Here is a 15,779-nt window from a genome sequence, read left to right as displayed (position 1 = left end):
CCGTCTGGCGGAATTGCTGGTCACTTGATGTGTTCCCCTCCCGCGGCCGCAACGTCTGAGTTCGGAACTTCTCCATAGGAGCGGGGGGTTCCGCGCGGCGCGCGTCTCAAGTGACGACATTTGACCGGAGAGACGCGAGAAAAGACAGACCTTGACTTGAACCTTACAACTGCACTATGCGGTCAGGGAGTTCCGCTATCCGGACGTTCTGCTGCCATACGGGGCGAAGAACCCTTCCCGACCCCGGAACGAGTCCGTAGCGTCCCCTTTCTCCCCCCTACGGGGCGTGAGAAATGACCCCATGCGCCCCCTGTGCTCCGGCACCGTGTGTTAGGTCACGCTTACCGGGGGCTTGCCCCGGGCATCTCCGTCATAGAGTCACTTGACGCGCGAAGTTGGTTGAGCCGACTCCCCCTCCCCCTCACCGAGGACGGATATCGCCATGCCGCGTCCCACCGCCGCACAGCTCGCGTACGGATCCGCCACGGTCATCGTGTCGACGATCGCCATGCTGCTGCTCTCGCAGACGAGCACCGGGCTCGGAGTCGCGGTCATCTCCGCCGCCGCACTCGCCCTGGGTCTGCTCGTCGCACTCACCGTGCCCGCCCCGAAGCGCCGCGGCCGCCACGCGGCGCGTACGCGTGCCGGCGCGTCGACCACGTCCACCGCGGGGGCGGCGCCGGACGCCCGGGTGTCCGAGCCGCGGACGGCTTCGGCCGAACACCCGGTGCACCACTGAGCCTTCACCCCCCGGCGCGCGACGCGGCGCGGGCGGCCTCCCCGGAGGGAGGCCGCCCGCGCCTCGGGTGCGCCCGTGCGGCGTGACCGCAGGACCTAGGTGGCCTGGACCACCACGGTCTTGGCGGCCTTGTCGTGCAAACCCTGCTTGTACGGCTTGTCGACGAGGATCGAGACGATCAGCGCGATCGGCCACAGGCAGAAGCAGCAGATCAGCGTCGGCAGCCAGAGCACGGCGGCCCGGGTCAGCGCGGTGCCGGAGTTCGGCACGGTGCCGTCGTTGAGCATGGCGACGCGCAGCCCCATGGCCTTCTTGCCGACGGTCCGGCCGTCCTTCTTGGTGAACCACCAGTCGTAGCCGAGATACGCGACGATCGAGATCAGCGTCATGAGCAGACCGCTGCCACTGTACGACTTGGTGAAGACCTCGCTGACGTCCTCGCCCCGGTCGGTCTCGACCGTGTAGCGGTTCGTGCCGAAGGCCAGCTGGATGAGGAACAGCGGCACGGCGACGATCAGCACGTCGACGGCGCGCGCGGCGAGCCGCTTGCCGAAGTCGGCGAGCGGGGGCATGCCGGCCAGCGGGTCGGGCATGCCGTAGCCGCCGCCGCCACCGTACGGGTCGCCTCCGCCGCCGTACGGGGGCGGAGGGGGCGGATATCCCCCGCCGCCGGGGCCCGGTCCTCCCGGGGGCGGCGGGCCGCCGCTTCCGGGGGGCGGCGGGCCGTACGGCGAACCGCCCGACGGAGGCGTCGGTTCCTGGGGCTTCTTGAGGAACGGGTCTTCCTCGGGCGGCTGGCCCGGCGGCGGCTGGTCGGTACTCATGGCCCGAGTCGAACCCGGGTCCGCCATCCCCGCAACGGGACCGCGTCCATTCGGAGGAGGACCCCCGGGACATCCCTCAGCGGGCCACGTACGTCCTGGCGGCCTTGTCGTGCCAGCCCTGCCTGCGGGGGCGGTTCACGAGGCACCACAGGCTGCCGGGCAGGCCCAGGAAGGCGTACACGAGCCAGCGCACCAGGGCGGCGCCGAAGGACGGCGGGCGCAGGGTGGCGGTGGCCAGCACCCGGACCCCCAGCAGCTTCTTCCCCGGGGTGCGGCCCCAGCGGGCGGTGGGCAGCGCCTCGTAGAGCACGCCGAAGAGGAGGACGGCCCCGAAGACGAGGCCGAGGCTGCCTGCGATGGTCGGGTCGAGCAGCCAGACGGTCGTGGTGCGGCCGCTCGCCCGGGCGGCGTCCACCTTCGCCTGGACGTGGGCGGCGGCCCCGGGCACGAGGGGACGGGCGACGGCGGCGGCGACGGCGCCGAACACGAGGGAGTCCACGGCCCGGGCGAGCGTACGGCGCACCGCCCCGGCGGGGCGCACGGCCCGGTCGGCCATCCGCTCGAACACCGCCCGGGGCGTCGCGGGGCGGCCGGTACGGGCGCCCGTGGAGGCCTCCTGCGATCCGCGCGGCTCCCACCCCCCGGGCCTCGGCTCCACCGGGGCGGCGTCCGCGGCGGGCTGCGGAACTTTCGGGCGGACCCCGGCGGGCCGGGGCTCCCACACCTCGGGGTGCCCGGGCGCGGGCGCACGCTCGGGCGCGGGCGCACGCTCGGGGGCGGGGGCGGGGGCGGGGGCGGGGGCGGGAGTGCGGGCGGGCGCGGGGGCGGGAGTGCGGGCGGGCGCGGGGGCCGGGGTCGCCTCGGGCCAGGCGGAGGTGACCCCGGTGGGGCCGTGGCCGCCCGTTCCGGGGGCGTCTGGCCATGCCGGGGCCGCCGGAGTCGCCGGAGCCGCGGGGGCCGCCTGGGCGGCGGGGGCGGCCGGGGGCTGCGCGGCCGGGGAGCGCGCCGAGAGGATGCCCGCGGAGGACTGCGCCGGGAGTCTCGCGGGTGCCGGCGCGGCGGACGGCGGACGGGCCAGGGAGATCCCCGCGGGCCGGGCCGACGGCCGACCCGGCTCGGGCTCGGCCGCCGGCTCAGGGGCCGGGGCCGGGGCGTGTGCGGCTGCCGGCTCGGCCTCGGGTTCCTGCGGGCTGCCCCACGACACCCGGCGGTCGCGCGGCCCGCCGAAGCCGGCCTGGTGCACTGGGTCGGCCTGCCACACGGGCGCCTGCGCGGCCTCGGGTTCCGCAGCCGCGGCCGGAGCGGGTTCCGGCAGCGCCTCGGTCACGGAGGTCTCGTCCAGGAACACCGGCCCCGTCTCGTCGGCGCGGACGGCGGGCGCGGCGACGGAAGCCGGGGCGGGGAGCGGGCGGACCGGGGCGGGAGCGGGCACGGGGACGGGCGTGGGGACGGGTGCGGGCGCCGCCGGGGCAGGGCGGCTCGTACCCGGGACCCAGGCCGCGCCGTTCCAGTACCGGATGTACCCCGGGATGGACGGATCCGGGTAGTAGCCCTCGCGGGCCGCGTGCTCGCCGTCACCAGGGGAGGCCGTCATGTCCCCAACTCCGATCGTGGCTTGAGGCTTGTGCAAGGGGAGGACCATAGCCAAGAACCGCCCCCCGACAGGTCCGGTAACGGGAGAATCCAAGCCATTGAGCGAACGTCACTCCTCACGACGGTTTTTGGTCAGCCGACAGGATTCGGCCAATCTCGCGTACGTCGTCGAAAGTCGCGTCATACCCGGGCACATCGGGGCTCTCTGCGGGTGTGGGGTGCCATCCGGCCCCACGCACCGACCGAAGTGAGGCCGTCATGCACCACCCCGTCATCGAGCGCGAGCTGGAACTGAAGCTGGTCCTCTCACCGGAGCGCAGCATCCCCGTCCCGGCGCGCCTGCTCTACCTCACGGAAGACCCGTTTGCCGTCCACGTCACCTTCCACACGGGCTCCAGCGCCCCGGTCCACTGGACCTTCGCGCGCGAGCTGCTCGTCGAGGGGGTGTTCCGTCCCTGCGGGCACGGCGACGTCCGGATCTGGCCCACGAAGGTCGACAACGAGGCGGTGCTCTGCATGGCGCTCAGCTCCCCCGACGGCGACGCCCTCCTGGAGGCGTCGGCCCTCGCCGTGTCGGCCTGGCTGGAGCGGACCCTGCGGGTCGTCCCGCCCGGCAGCGAGTCGGAGCGGCTCGGCCTGGACGCCGCGCTGGCGGAGCTGCTCGCCCCTACCCCGGCCGACGACCTGTGGCTGCGCGACCCGTGGCCGTCGGACGAGTCGGCGGACGGGGACCTGTGATGACGCACGGTCCCCGGACCCCCGGCGGCGGCCGCAGGCCGGGCGGCCGCCGCAGGCGGGGCGGTCACCTCCGCCTCATACGGTCGGAAGAGTCCGTGCGGGTCCCGGAGGGGCCCGTACGGGTGCCGGAAGGGGCCGCCCGCGCCTCAGAAGAGCTTGCCCGGGTTGAGGAGTCCCAGTGGATCGAAGGCCTGCTTGACGGCGTGCTGCATCTCCATCGCGACCGGGCCGAGTTCACGCGCCAGCCATTCCTTCTTCAGGACGCCGACCCCGTGTTCGCCGGTGATGGTGCCACCGAGGGAGAGGCCGAGCTCCATGATCTCGCCGAAGGACTCGCGGGCCCGCCGCGTCTCGTCCTCGTCGGCCGGGTCGAAGCAGACGATCGGGTGTGTGTTGCCGTCGCCGGCGTGTGCGCAGACGCCGATGAGGAGGTCCTGGGCGCGGGCGATGGCGGCGGTCCCGTCGAGCATCTCCCCGAGCCGCGAGCGCGGCACGCACACGTCGTCAATCATCGTGGCGGGCCGGAGCGCCTCCAGGGCGGGGAAGGCCATCCGGCGGGCCTGGAGCAGCAGTTCCGACTCCGCCTGGTCCTCGGCGGGCACGACGGCGGTGGCTCCGGCGGCGGTGCACAGCTCCCCCACGGCGGCGAGGTCCTCGGGGGCGTGCGGGGTGTCGAAGGCGGCGAGCAGCAGCGCCTCGGTGGCCTCGGGCAGGCCCATCCTGCCGAGGGCGTTGACGGCGTGGACGGTCGTACGGTCCATCAGTTCCAGCAGGGAGGGGGTCAGTCCGGCCTCCATGACGGCGCAGACGGCTTCGCAGGCGGCGGCCACGGAGGGGAACTCGGCGGCCAGGGCCAGCTGCCGGGGAGGCGCCGGCTTGAGGGCGAGGACGGCCTGGACGACGATTCCGAGGCTTCCTTCGGAGCCGACGAAGAGCCGGGTGAGGTCGTATCCGGCGACGCCCTTGGCGGTGCGGCGGCCGGTGCGCAGCAGCCGCCCGTCCGCCAGCACGACGTCGAGGCCGAGCACGTACTCGGCGGTGACGCCGTACTTGACGCAGCACAGGCCGCCCGAGGCGGTGCCGATGTTGCCGCCGATGGTGCACTGCTCCCAGCTGGAGGGGTCGGGCGGGTAGGCCAGCCCCTGTTCGGCGACGGCGCGTGAGAGGGCCGCGTTGACCACGCCCGGCTCGACCACGGCGATCCGGTCGACGGCGCTGATCTCGAGGATCCGGTCCATCTTCACCAGGGACAGCACGATGCAGCCGTCGGAGGCGTTGGCTCCGCCCGACAGGCCCGTACGGGCGCCCTGCGGGACCACGGGGATCCGCAGGGCGGTGGCGGTGCGCATGACGTGCTGCACCTGTTCGACGGTCCGGGGCAGGACGACGACCGCCGGGGTGCCGGCGGCGCAGAAGCTGGCCATGTCGGTGGCGTAGGAGGCGGTCACCTGGGGGTCGGTGAGCAGGGCGTCGGCGGGGAGCCCTTCGAGGAGGCTCGCTCGCAGACGTGCGGAGAGGTCATCATCCATGAGGCCAGCGTGGCAGCCGGGGCCATCGGTGTGAACACGCCCGCGCACGTCTTCGGACACCCCGGCATGCTCTTCATATTGACGCACAGTGACCCCATGGACCGTTTCGACGAGGATTCGCAGACGCCGGCGCCGCCCGTGACCTTCACCGGCCGCAAGACGCTCGTGGCCGCCGGGGTGGCAGTGGTCCTGATCGCCGGGGCCCTGTTGATCCGGCCGGCCCGGACCGGTGACGACGCCCGCCCGCCGGGGCCGAGCGAACGCGCCGCCGCGGCGGTGGGCATGGGCGCACCCGCCTCGGCTGCGGACGTGGTGGCGCTGGTGGCGGACCGGGAGAAGTGGGTTGCCTCGCACGCCGACGACGACGCCTCGTGGGCGGTCCTCGGCTCCGCCTACCTCGAACAGGCGCGGCGTACGGCGGACTCGGCCTGGTACCCGAAGGCGGAGAAGGCGCTGAAGCGGTCGCTGGAGGTGCGCCCCGCGGAGAAGGGCAACTTCGACGCGATGACGGCGATGGGCTCGCTGGCCAATGCACGGCGGGACTTCGGGACCGGCAAGAAGTGGGGCGAGCTGGTACGGGCGCAGGCGCCGCGGCGGTGGACGGCGTACCCGGTGCTGGTGGACGCGTACACGGGGCTCGGCGACTACAAGGGCGCCCAGAAGGCGATGGAGCTGCTGATGGAGCTGCGGCCGGGGCTGGCTGCCCACATCAGGGCCTCGCAGGTGTACCGGGACCGCGGCTGGCGTGAGGACGCGGTGGTGTCGATGGAGTCGGCGGCGGCCGCGGCGAAGGCCCCGGCGGAGAAGGCGTACGCGCTGTTCCGGCTCGGGGAGCTGTCCTGGGAGCGGGGCGACCCGGCGGAGGCGCTGCGGCAGTACGAGGGGGCGCTGCGGACGGATCCGGCGCAGGCGGAGGCCTTGGCGGGCCGGGCGCGGGCGCTGGCGGCGCTGGGGCGCGGCGGGGAGGCGGTGCGGGACTACCGGATGGCGCTGGGCCGTACCCCGGTGCCGCAGCTGGCCCGGGAGCTGGGCGAGCTGCTGGAGTCGCTGGGCCGGGAGCAGGAGGCGCGCGCGCAGTACGAGGCTCTGGCGACGATGGCGGTCCGGGACGGCGCGAACGGGGTGGACGACGACGTGGTCCTGGGCCTGTACGAGGCGGACCACGGGGATCCGGCGGCGGCGGTGCGGCGCCTGTCGCAGGAGTGGGAGCGGCACAAGAGCATGCAGGCCGCGGACGCGCTGGGGTGGGCGCTGCACCGGGCGGGTGATCATACGGCGGCACTGGAGTACGCGAAGAAGGCGACGGAGCCGGGCCTGCGCAGCGCCGACTTCGCCTACCACCGGGCGATGATCGAGCGGGCCCTGGGCGACGAGGCCGGCGCGCGGCGGCACTTGCAGGAGGCGTTGCGTACGAACCCGTACTTCTCGCCGGTGCGGGGGCCGCTGGCGAAGGAGGCGCTGGCGGCGATCGGGCAGCCGCCGCCGGGCGGCCCGGAGCACCTGCAGCCGGTCACGCCGTGGGTCGAGCCTGAGCTCCCGAAGCCCGACCCGCAGCCGAAGCCGAAGCCGTCCCCGTCCGCCGGCCGCTGACGCGCACCCGAAGACCGCGCGCCGCGCGCACCGGGTGTCCCCTCCTGCGGTGAGGGCGGGCACGGGCGCGGACCGCCGCCGGCCCGGTGCGCGGGCACCGGGCGCAGCGGCCGGCGGACCGCCTCCGGCCTGCGGCGCGCCGACTGCTCGGCGCGCCGCCGCGGCCGGTGCAATACCTGCGGCAGGGAAGACGACGGCGGCGCCGACGGAGCCACCGCCAGGGACGGCCGGCCGGACGGTGCACCCGTGCGGCACGCCGGAGCCGCGCCCGCGGCAGCGAACGACGGGGGCGGATCCGCCGACAGGGACGGCCGGCCGGACAGTGCACCCGTGGCACACCGGGGCCCCCGGCATGCGGCGGGGCACGACGGGGCGGAGGTCCCGCCGGGGACGGCGGGACCGTACGCCCGCGGCACACGCCGGGGCGCCCCGACTACGGCAGGGCACGACAGGGGCGGCCAGCCGGGCGGTGCGTCCGTGGGGCACGCGGGGGCGCCGCGCCTGCGGCCTGGAGGGGCCGTCGGGTGGGGCCCCTGCCCGGCGGCGACACCCCATCAGTGCGGCCCGGCACAGCCGTGCGGTGGAGCCGACCGTGCGGCCCGGTGCGGGGTGCGGCACGGCGCCGCGTTTCGGCCCGCTCCCCTCCGGAGGGCACCACGCGGCGGCGTGTCCGCCCCCGCACCGGGGCCGACGGCAGCCCGAGGCCCCCGGCGGCTGCCGGGGGCCTGAAGGCGCGTGCGCGATGTCAGAGGTTGCCGCGCTTCTCCTGCTCGCGCTCGATGGCCTCGAACAGGGCCTTGAAGTTGCCCTTGCCGAAGCCCATCGAGCCGTGGCGCTCGATGATCTCGAAGAAGACCGTCGGGCGGTCCTGCACCGGCTTGGTGAAGATCTGCAGCAGGTAGCCGTCCTCGTCGCGGTCGGCGAGGATCTTCAGCTCGCGCAGTTCGTCGATCGGCACCCGGGTGTCGCCGACCCACTCGCCGAGCGTGTCGTAGTACGTGTCCGGGACGGACAGGAACTGGACGCCCGCGGCACGCATCGAGCGGACCGTGGAGACGATGTCGTTCGAGGCCAGCGCGATGTGCTGGACACCGGGGCCGTTGTAGAACTCCAGGTACTCGTCGATCTGCGACTTCTTCTTCGCGATCGCCGGCTCGTTGATCGGGAACTTGACCTTCTTGGTGCCGTCCGCGACCACCTTGGACATCAGCGCCGAGTACTCGGTCGCGATGTCGTCGCCCACGAACTCCTTCATGTTCGTGAAGCCCATGACCTTGTTGTAGAAGGCGACCCACTCGTTCATGCGGCCGAGTTCCACGTTGCCGACGCAGTGGTCGATGGCCTGGAAGGTGCGCTTGGCCGGGCCCTCGACCATCGGCTCGACGGCCACGTAGCCCGGCAGGTAGGGGCCGGTGTAGTCGCCGCGCTCGACCAGCGTGTGGCGGGTCTGGCCGTACGTCGCGATCGCGGCCAGCACGACCGTGCCGTGCTCGTCCTTGACCTCGTAGGGCTCGTCCAGGCCGCGGGCGCCCTGCTCGACGGCGTACGCGTAGGCGGCGCGGACGTCGGGGACCTCGATGGCGAGGTCGATGACGCCGTCGCCGTGCTCGGCGACGTGCTCGGCGAGGAAGCGGCCGTGGTCGGTCGTCGCCTTGATGACCGAGGTCAGCACGAAGCGGGCGGAGCCGTTCGTCAGGACGTAGCTGGCCGTCTCGCGGCTGCCGTTCTCCGGTCCGGAGTAGGCGACGAGCTTCATGCCGAACGCGGTCGAGTAGTAGTGCGCGGCCTGCTTGGCGTTGCCGACGGCGAAGACGACCGCGTCCATGCCCTTCACCGGGAACGGGTCCGCCTCACGCGCGGTGTGCGGGGTGGTTTCGAGGTTCGCCAGAGACTCAGTCATGACCGCAGATTCCCGCCGATCCACAAGCTGCGCAATAGTTTCCAGAACGACTGTACAAACTGCACAGCACGGGCGGAGGATGGCTGAAACATCTGCGCACTATGACCACCCGCGAGCACGCGTGGGCACCCGGAGGCATCCATGGGCATCGACGATCTCGACGGCCGGCTCATCGTCCTGCTGGCCCGTGAGCCCCGGATAGGGGTACTGGAGGCCTCGCGCCGTCTGGGTGTGGCCCGCGGGACGGTGCAGGCGCGCCTCGACCGGCTCCAGTCCAGCGGGGTGATCCGGGGGTTCGGCCCGCAGGTCGACCCGACGGCCCTCGGATATCCGGTGACCGCCTTCGCGACACTGGAGATCAAGCAGGGGCAGGGGGCCGACGTACGGGCACACCTGGACGGGGTCCCCGAGGTGCTGGAGCTGCACACCACCACCGGGCACGGGGACATGCTGTGCCGGCTGGTGGCCCGCTCGAACGCCGATCTCCAGCGCGTGATCGACCGCGTCGTGGGCTTCGACGGGATCGTCCGCGCCTCGACGGCGATCGTGATGGAGAACCCGGTGCCCTTCCGGATCATCCCGCTGGTGCAGCAGGCCGCGGAGGACGACCCCCGGACCCAGTGACGCAAAGAGTTCTATGCAAAGAAACCCTTGCAGAGAAACCTTTGCATCCCTAGGGTCGAGGCATGCCCCAGAGCAGTTCGCAGAGCCGTCCCGAAAGCCGCCCCGAGAACGCGCCCGCGGAGGGGCGGGCGCCCGTGGAGCCCACCCTCCGGATGCTCGACGCCAGCGCCCTGCGCGGCCTCGCCCACCCCCTGCGGATGCAGCTGCTTGCGGCCCTGCGCCGGGAGGGCCCCGCCACCGCCTCCCAACTCGCCGAGCGCTTCGGCGAGTCCAGCGGATCCACCAGCTACCACTTGCGCCGGCTCGCCGCGCACGGCTTCGTCGAGGACGCGCCCGGCCACGGCAAGGGCCGGGAGCGCTGGTGGCAGGCCGTGCACGAGGGCACCGCCTTCGACGGATCGCTGATCCACGACGCCGACCCGGCCACGAGCGGCGCGGCCGAGGTCTTCCTTCAGACCGTCGCCGCGAACCACACCCAGGAGGTCTCCGCCTGGATCTCCGAGGCCCGGAACCGGCTGGGCCGCTGGGAGCCCGGCGCCGACCTCAGCGACTTCACCCTGCGGCTGACGGCCGGGCAGAGCGAGGAGCTGGTCGGCCGACTGCACGACGTGGTCAACACCTACCGGGACCTGCCCGAGGCCGAGGACACCCGGACGGTCCGCGTCCACACGCACGTCCTCCCGCGCTCCGCGTCCGAATAGCGCCCGCGTGCGGCCTTCCGCCGCACCGCACTCCCCCCGCGCCGCCCAGTGCCGCCGCACCGCCGTCCGCCGCACCCGAGGAGTTCGCCGTGCCTTCCGCCGACCATGCCCGCAGCCGGCCCTTACGCCCCACGGGCCGGCGTCCGCTGGCCGCCGTACTGGCCGCCAACACCATCTCCATCGCCGGCAGTTCGCTCACCCTCATCGGCGTTCCGTGGTTCGTGCTCCAGACCACGGGCAGCGCCGGCCGGGCCGGGATCGTCGCCTTCTGCGCCACCCTGCCCGTCGTCGTGGCCGCCCTGGTCGGCGGACCGGTCATCGACCGGATGGGCCGCCGCCGGGTCTCCGCCGCCTCCGACCTGATCTGCGGCCTGTCGGTCGGCGCGATCCCGCTGCTGCACCACCTGGGTGTGCTGGAGTTCTGGATGCTGTGCGCGCTGATGGCCGTCGGCGGCCTCGTGCACACCCCCGGGCTGACCGCCCGGGGCGTGCTCCTGCCGAACCTCGCCGAGCACGCCGGCACCACCCTCGCCCGGGCCGCCAGCCTCTACGACGCGGTCTCGCGCGGCGCACGGATGATCGGGGCCGCCGCGGCCGGCGTACTGATCGCGGCGTTCGGCGCCGAGACCGTCCTGCTGCTGGACGCGGCCACCTTCGGGGTGTCGGCGCTGCTCGTCTCCGCCTTCCTGCGCGGGGTCCCGGCCGCCGAGCCGCAACGGGCCGCGGGCAAGGTCTCGTTCGCCGCCTATCGCGCCGAACTCGCCGAGGGCTGGGCCTTCCTGACCCGTTCCCGGCTGCTGCTGGGCATCACGGTGATGGTCATGATGACCAACGGCCTGGACCAGGGCTGGTCCTCGGTGCTGCTGCCCGTGCACGGCCGGGACGTCCTCGGCGGTGCCGGCACGATCGGCCTGATGATCTCCCTCTTCGGTGGCTTCGCCCTGCTGGGCGCCCTGCTCTACGGGGCGTGGGGCGAACGGTTCCCGCGCCGGGCGGTGTTCGCGACGGCCTTCCTGGTGTCCGGCGCGAGCCGGTACGTGGTCGCCGCGCTCACCGACACGACACTGCCGCTCGCCGTGACGATGGCACTGGCCGGGCTGGGCGTGGGCATGCTGAACCCGATCCTGTCCACGGTCATGTACGAGCGGGTCCCGGAGGAGCTGCGCAGCCGTGTCGCGGGGGTGACCACGGCGGGCTGCGAGCTGACCATGCCGATGGGCGGACTGGCCGCGGGCCTGCTCGTCGACGGCTTCGGGGTGGGCGCCGCGCTGCTGCTCTTCGGCGGCACGTACCTGCTCACGACGCTCGCCCCGCTGGTCTTCCCGGCCTGGCGCGGGATGGAGCGCCGGCCGGAGGTCAGCAGGACGGGGCCGGCTCTCCCCGGTTCAGTGCGCGCAGAGAGTTCACCGCATCCGTCAGCGAAGTGACGGGGACCAGCTGCAGGCCCTCGGGCAGCTCGGACTGCGCGTCCGCGCACTCGGCCTTCGGTACGAGGAACACGCTGGCCCCGTCGCGCCGTGCGGCCTGGGTCTTCAGGGCCACCCCGCCGACGGCGCCGACCTTGCCGTCGGCGGTGATGGTGCCCGTGCCGGCGATGTTGCGGCCGCCGGTGAGGTCGCCGCCGCTGCCGTCGCCGTCGAGCTTGTCGATGATGCCGAGGGAGAAGAGGAGGCCGGCGCTCGGGCCGCCGACATCGGCGAGGTTGAGCTGGACCTTCACGTCCTTGGGGTCCTTGCGGAGGAAGCCGAGGGCGGCGTCGGCGGCGGCCGACTGCGACTTGGCCATTTCCTCCAGATTGTGCTTCTCGATCTCCTCGTCGCTTCCGCCGGAGGAGTAGACGGCCTCCCGCGGAAGGACCGCCTGGTCGGTCTTGAACCAGTGGCCGACGAGTTCGCCCAGCGTCATCGTCGATGACGGGCCGGTGGCGCGGATGGTGGTCATCCGCAGCTGGCCCTCGGTGTCCCGGACGGGTGCCCCGGAGACGGTGATGACGGGCTTGCCCTGGTCGGACCCCAGCACGTCGGCCGTCAGCCCGGGCACGGCGACCACGAAGGGCAGCGGGGCCAAGGCCGCTGCGGCGAACAGCCCGAGCACGGGCACGGCACAGACGGCCAGGGCGGCGGGACGCGGCAGACGTGTGAGGCGAGAGAGCACCCGCCCAATCTATCCGCCCCGTCGCACCACCCGGCCCCGCCGGTGTTCGAGGCACGGGATCCGGGGCGAAGCCCCCACCCTTCCCGCCCCGCCAGGGAACCTCCCAGCGGTGTCCGGGCGAGTTCGAGGCGCGGGGGCTGGGGGCAGCGCCCGCGCAACGGCGCCGCACCCGGCACCGCAACAGCCCCCGGACACGCCGAGCCCGCGGCCCGTGGCCCGCCCACCGAGCCCACGGCAGGCGGCCGGCGGCAGAGCGGCACAGCGGCCGAGGGCAGAGCGGCCGCCGAGCCGCGGCCCGGCGGAGGACGCCCACCGAGCCCGCGGCCTAGCGAAGGGCGTCGGCGACCTCGCGCGCCGCGTCGACCACCCGCGGCCCGACCCGCTCCGGCACGGCGTCGGCCAGCATGACGACGCCTACGCTGCCCTCCAGCCCGCTGATGCCCACCAGCGGCGCCGCGGCGCCGCTGGCGCCCGCTTCGAGCTCGCCGTGGGTCAGCGTGTACCCCGGCTCGATGAGGGAGCCCTGACGCGCGGCCAGGATGGCCCGCCCGGCGGCGCCCCGGTCCAGCGGGTGGCGGAAACCGGCCCGGTAGGCCACGTGGTAGTCCGTCCAGGTCGGCTCCACGACGGCGACGGCGAGCGCCTCGGTGCCGTCGACGAGGGTCAGGTGCGCGGTCGCGCCTATGTCCTCGGCGAGGGACCGCAGCGCCGGCAGGGCCGCCTCGCGCACGAGGGGGTGCACCTGTCGGCCCAGCCGCAGGACCCCGAGTCCGACCCTGGCCCGGCCGCCGAGGTCGCGGCGGACCAGGGCGTGCTGTTCGAGCGTGGCGAGGAGCCGGTAGACAACCGTGCGGTTGACGCCGAGGCGGTTGGAGAGCTCGGTGACGGTCAGACCGTGGTCGGTGTCGGCGAGCAGTTTGAGGACTCTGAGCCCTCTGTCGAGAGTCTGGGAGGTTTCCGCGGTCACGACGCCTCTCCCTCTTTCGGTGAGCGGCGGTGACTCTCGGGGTGGTGCGTCGCCGGTCCCACGGCGGCGCACAGGAGAGGCCGCCGGTAGCGGCCATTGCACCGGCTGCGCTCCCGCGGCGGCGCTGCCACGGTGCGTTCGATGCGGGGAATGTAGCGAGCAGGTCCGCTCAGCGGAAGGGCTCGTCCAGAATCCGGGCGCGAGCTACCTGTTTGTGCCGTTTCCTGATCGCCTCAAGTGTCGATTCGTGACAACGATTCGCACAGGCGCAGAGATGACGGGACGAACACGGGGTCCGTGCGAACCTCCGCACGGACCCCGTCACGCATTCCGGACGAACTCACCACGTTCGCCGCATTCACCGCATGCGCCCCCTCAGCGCATGCGGGTCGCCCACTCCTGCACCTTCTTGATGCGCTCGCGGATCTGCCCCGCCGTCGCCTCCGCGCTCGGCGGCCCGCCGCAGACGCGGCGCAGCTCCGTGTGGATCACCCCGTGCGGCTTCCCGCTCTGGTGGACGTACGCGCCCACCATCGTGTTGAGCGACTTGCGCAGCTCCAGCAGTTCCTTGTGCGAAACGACCGGCCGCCGGTCGGCAGGCAGCTCCAGGAGGTCCGCCTCGGAGTCGGGCTTGCGCCGGCTGTGCGCGATCTGCCGGGACTGCCGCTTCTGCAGCAGCATCTGCACCTGGTCCGGCTCCAGCAGCCCGGGGATGCCGAGGTAGTCCTGCTCCTCCTCGCTGCCCGGGTGCGCCTGCATGCCGAACTCGGCCCCGTCGTACAGGACCCGGTCGAAGACGGCGTCGGACTCCAGTGCCTCGAAGGACATCTGCTCGTCCTCGCCGGTGTCCTCGTCCTCCTGCCGGTTCGCCTCGTCCATCTCCTTCTCGGACTCGGCGTACGGGTCTTCCTCGCCCTGCTTCTTCGGCTTGTCGAGCACGTGGTCGCGCTCGACCTCCATCTCGTTGGCGAAGCCGAGGAGGTAGGGAATGGTCGGAAGGAACACCGACGCCGTCTCGCCGCGCCTGCGCGAGCGCACGAAACGTCCGACGGCCTGGGCGAAGAACAGCGGAGTGGAGATCGTGGTCGCGTACACGCCGACCGCGAGGCGCGGCACGTCGACGCCCTCGGACACCATGCGGACCGCGACCATCCAGCGGTCGTCGTTCGCGCTGAAGGTGTCGATGTTCTTCGAGGCCCCGGTGTCGTCGGAGAGCACCAGGGTCGGCTTCGTCCCGGTGATCTCCCGGATGAGCTTGGCGTACGCGCGCGCCGAGTCCTGGTCGGAGGCGATGACGAGGCCGCCCGCGTCCGGGATGCCCTTGCGGACCTCGGTGAGCCGCTGGTCGGCGGCCCGCAGCACGTTGGGCATCCAGTCGCCGCGCGGGTCCAGGGCGGTGCGCCAGGCCTGCGAGATGGCGTCCTTGGTCATCGGCTCGCCGAGGCGGGCGGCGATCTCGTCGCCGGCCTTGGTCCGCCAGCGCATGTTGCCGCTGTAGGAGAGGAAGATGACCGGCCGGACGACTCCGTCGCCGAGCGCGTTGCCGTAGCCGTAGGTGTAGTCGGCGGAGGACCGACGGATCCCGTCGTTGCCCTCCTCGTAGGTCACGAACGGGATGGGGTTGGTGTCGGACCGGAAGGGGGTGCCCGTCAGCGCGAGCCGCCGGGTCGCCGGGTCGAAGGCCTCCAGGCAGGCCTCGCCCCAGGACTTCGAGTCGCCCGCGTGGTGGATCTCGTCGAGGATCACCAGGGTCTTGCGCTGCTCGCAGCGGTTGCGGTGGAGCATGGGGCGCACGCCGACACCGGCGTAGGTGACGGCGACGCCGTGGTAGTCCTTGCTGAGCGGGCCCGCCGAGTACTCGGGGTCCAGCCGGATGCCTATCCGGGCGGCGGCCTCCGCCCACTGCTTCTTGAGGTGCTCGGTGGGTGCGACGACGGTCACCTGCTGCACCACGTGGTGGTGGAGCAGCCAGGAGGCGAGGGTCAGGGCGAAGGTGGTCTTGCCTGCTCCGGGGGTGGCGACGGCGAGGAAATCGCGGGGCTGGTTCTGGATATAGCGGTCCAGCGCTCCCTGCTGCCAGGCGCGCAGCTTGCTGGCGGTGCCCCATGGGGCACGGCCGGGGAAGGCGGGTGAGAGGTGGTGGGAGGCGGTAGTAGTCACGGTCTCCGGTTCGTGCTCTCGGCGGCGGTCGTACGTAGGACAACCGGGCCACCCTACCGGGGCGGGCCCGCCCCTCGCGGAGGGACAGGCCCGTGACCTCGGGCGGTGCGGCGAGCGTCACACGGAGCGCAGCCGCCCGGCGATCGCCGCGATCTCCGCCTCGCCTCTCCCGCCGCCACGCCGATGACCGGGCCGGAGGCGAGCTGCTGGTCCGCGGCGGCGAGATCGACCCCGTGGGCCGCGAGGAACGTCGCGGCGGC

General features: G+C 73.4%; 13 protein-coding genes. 6 read left to right on the top strand and 7 right to left on the bottom strand.

Annotation, left to right across the window (positions count from 1 at the left end; translation table 11 throughout):
- Positions 1–442 precede the first annotated feature (442 nt).
- The gene (locus ACZ6JS_RS04095; RefSeq protein ID WP_469295641.1) at positions 443–739 is read left to right on the top strand and encodes a hypothetical protein; all 297 of its coding nucleotides are present in this window, start codon (positions 443–445) and stop codon (positions 737–739) included.
- A gap of 95 nt (positions 740–834) precedes the next feature.
- On the opposite strand, the gene ACZ6JS_RS04090 is transcribed toward ACZ6JS_RS04095, so the two are convergent.
- Together ACZ6JS_RS04090 and ACZ6JS_RS04085 are read right to left on the bottom strand one after the other, a co-directional pair.
- A complete protein-coding gene (locus ACZ6JS_RS04090; protein WP_469295640.1) occupies positions 835–1,563 on the bottom strand; it encodes an RDD family protein in 729 nt (242 codons plus the stop codon).
- A gap of 76 nt (positions 1,564–1,639) precedes the next feature.
- A complete protein-coding gene (locus tag ACZ6JS_RS04085) occupies positions 1,640–3,157 on the bottom strand; it encodes an RDD family protein (RefSeq protein ID WP_469295639.1) in 1,518 nt (505 codons plus the stop codon).
- 257 nt (positions 3,158–3,414) lie between these two features.
- On the opposite strand from ACZ6JS_RS04085, the gene ACZ6JS_RS04080 reads away from it, so the two are divergent.
- Positions 3,415–3,894 (top strand): SsgA family sporulation/cell division regulator, encoded by a 480-nt coding sequence (locus ACZ6JS_RS04080; protein ID WP_469295638.1) that lies wholly within the window; start codon positions 3,415–3,417, stop codon positions 3,892–3,894.
- Between the two features lie 146 nt (positions 3,895–4,040).
- Here the strand turns inward: ACZ6JS_RS04080 and ACZ6JS_RS04075 are convergent, their stop codons facing one another.
- Positions 4,041–5,423, bottom strand: coding sequence for an FAD-binding oxidoreductase (locus ACZ6JS_RS04075; protein WP_469295636.1), 1,383 nt, complete (start codon positions 5,421–5,423; stop codon positions 4,041–4,043).
- Positions 5,424–5,519: 96 nt separating this feature from the next.
- Between ACZ6JS_RS04075 and ACZ6JS_RS04070 the strand changes: the two genes are divergently transcribed.
- Entirely contained in the window at positions 5,520–7,013 is a 1,494-nt protein-coding gene (locus ACZ6JS_RS04070; RefSeq protein ID WP_469295634.1) for a tetratricopeptide repeat protein, read from the top strand.
- A 745-nt stretch (positions 7,014–7,758) separates the two neighbouring features.
- On the opposite strand, the gene hppD is transcribed toward ACZ6JS_RS04070, so the two are convergent.
- Entirely contained in the window at positions 7,759–8,913 is a 1,155-nt protein-coding gene (hppD, locus tag ACZ6JS_RS04065) for a 4-hydroxyphenylpyruvate dioxygenase (protein WP_030847375.1), read from the bottom strand.
- Between the two features lie 141 nt (positions 8,914–9,054).
- Here hppD and ACZ6JS_RS04060 point away from each other — a divergent pair, with 141 nt between their 5' ends.
- The 3 genes from ACZ6JS_RS04060 to ACZ6JS_RS04050 all read left to right on the top strand — a co-directional run bounded on the left by ACZ6JS_RS04060 (position 9,055) and on the right by ACZ6JS_RS04050 (position 11,665).
- Entirely contained in the window at positions 9,055–9,537 is a 483-nt protein-coding gene (locus ACZ6JS_RS04060) for an Lrp/AsnC family transcriptional regulator (protein WP_469295633.1), read from the top strand.
- A gap of 62 nt (positions 9,538–9,599) precedes the next feature.
- A complete protein-coding gene (locus tag ACZ6JS_RS04055; protein WP_469295632.1) occupies positions 9,600–10,238 on the top strand; it encodes an ArsR/SmtB family transcription factor in 639 nt (212 codons plus the stop codon).
- An 89-nt stretch (positions 10,239–10,327) separates the two neighbouring features.
- Positions 10,328–11,665 (top strand): MFS transporter, encoded by a 1,338-nt coding sequence (locus ACZ6JS_RS04050; RefSeq protein ID WP_469295630.1) that lies wholly within the window; start codon positions 10,328–10,330, stop codon positions 11,663–11,665.
- Here the strand turns inward: ACZ6JS_RS04050 and ACZ6JS_RS04045 are convergent.
- From ACZ6JS_RS04045 to ACZ6JS_RS04035, 3 genes are all read right to left on the bottom strand, one after another.
- Positions 11,595–12,392, bottom strand: coding sequence for a S16 family serine protease (locus tag ACZ6JS_RS04045; protein WP_469295629.1), 798 nt, complete (start codon positions 12,390–12,392; stop codon positions 11,595–11,597). The genes ACZ6JS_RS04050 and ACZ6JS_RS04045 overlap by 71 nt on opposite strands.
- Positions 12,393–12,717: 325 nt before the next feature.
- A complete protein-coding gene (locus ACZ6JS_RS04040) occupies positions 12,718–13,359 on the bottom strand; it encodes an IclR family transcriptional regulator (protein WP_030662724.1) in 642 nt (213 codons plus the stop codon).
- Between the two features lie 375 nt (positions 13,360–13,734).
- Positions 13,735–15,519: a DEAD/DEAH box helicase gene (locus ACZ6JS_RS04035; protein ID WP_469295628.1), complete on the bottom strand. Its 1,785-nt coding sequence runs from the start codon at positions 15,517–15,519 to the stop codon at positions 13,735–13,737.
- Between the last annotated feature and the right edge of the window lie 260 nt (positions 15,520–15,779).

This window comes from Streptomyces sp. NPDC046349 (assembly GCF_055587885.1).
The sequence above is the reverse complement of the archived record's forward strand: the minus strand, read 5'-3'. Positions and strand labels throughout refer to the sequence as shown.

Coding starts and splice junctions, on each gene's coding strand:
- hppD (WP_030847375.1), bottom strand. CDS start 8,913: ATGACTGAGTCTCTGGCGAACCTCGAAACCACCCCGCACACCGCGCGT.
- ACZ6JS_RS04080 (WP_469295638.1), top strand. CDS start 3,415: ATGCACCACCCCGTCATCGAGCGCGAGCTGGAACTGAAGCTGGTCCTC.
- ACZ6JS_RS04060 (WP_469295633.1), top strand. CDS start 9,055: ATGGGCATCGACGATCTCGACGGCCGGCTCATCGTCCTGCTGGCCCGT.
- ACZ6JS_RS04090 (WP_469295640.1), bottom strand. CDS start 1,563: ATGAGTACCGACCAGCCGCCGCCGGGCCAGCCGCCCGAGGAAGACCCG.
- ACZ6JS_RS04055 (WP_469295632.1), top strand. CDS start 9,600: ATGCCCCAGAGCAGTTCGCAGAGCCGTCCCGAAAGCCGCCCCGAGAAC.
- ACZ6JS_RS04085 (WP_469295639.1), bottom strand. CDS start 3,157: ATGACGGCCTCCCCTGGTGACGGCGAGCACGCGGCCCGCGAGGGCTAC.
- ACZ6JS_RS04095 (WP_469295641.1), top strand. CDS start 443: ATGCCGCGTCCCACCGCCGCACAGCTCGCGTACGGATCCGCCACGGTC.
- ACZ6JS_RS04070 (WP_469295634.1), top strand. CDS start 5,520: ATGGACCGTTTCGACGAGGATTCGCAGACGCCGGCGCCGCCCGTGACC.
- ACZ6JS_RS04075 (WP_469295636.1), bottom strand. CDS start 5,423: ATGGATGATGACCTCTCCGCACGTCTGCGAGCGAGCCTCCTCGAAGGG.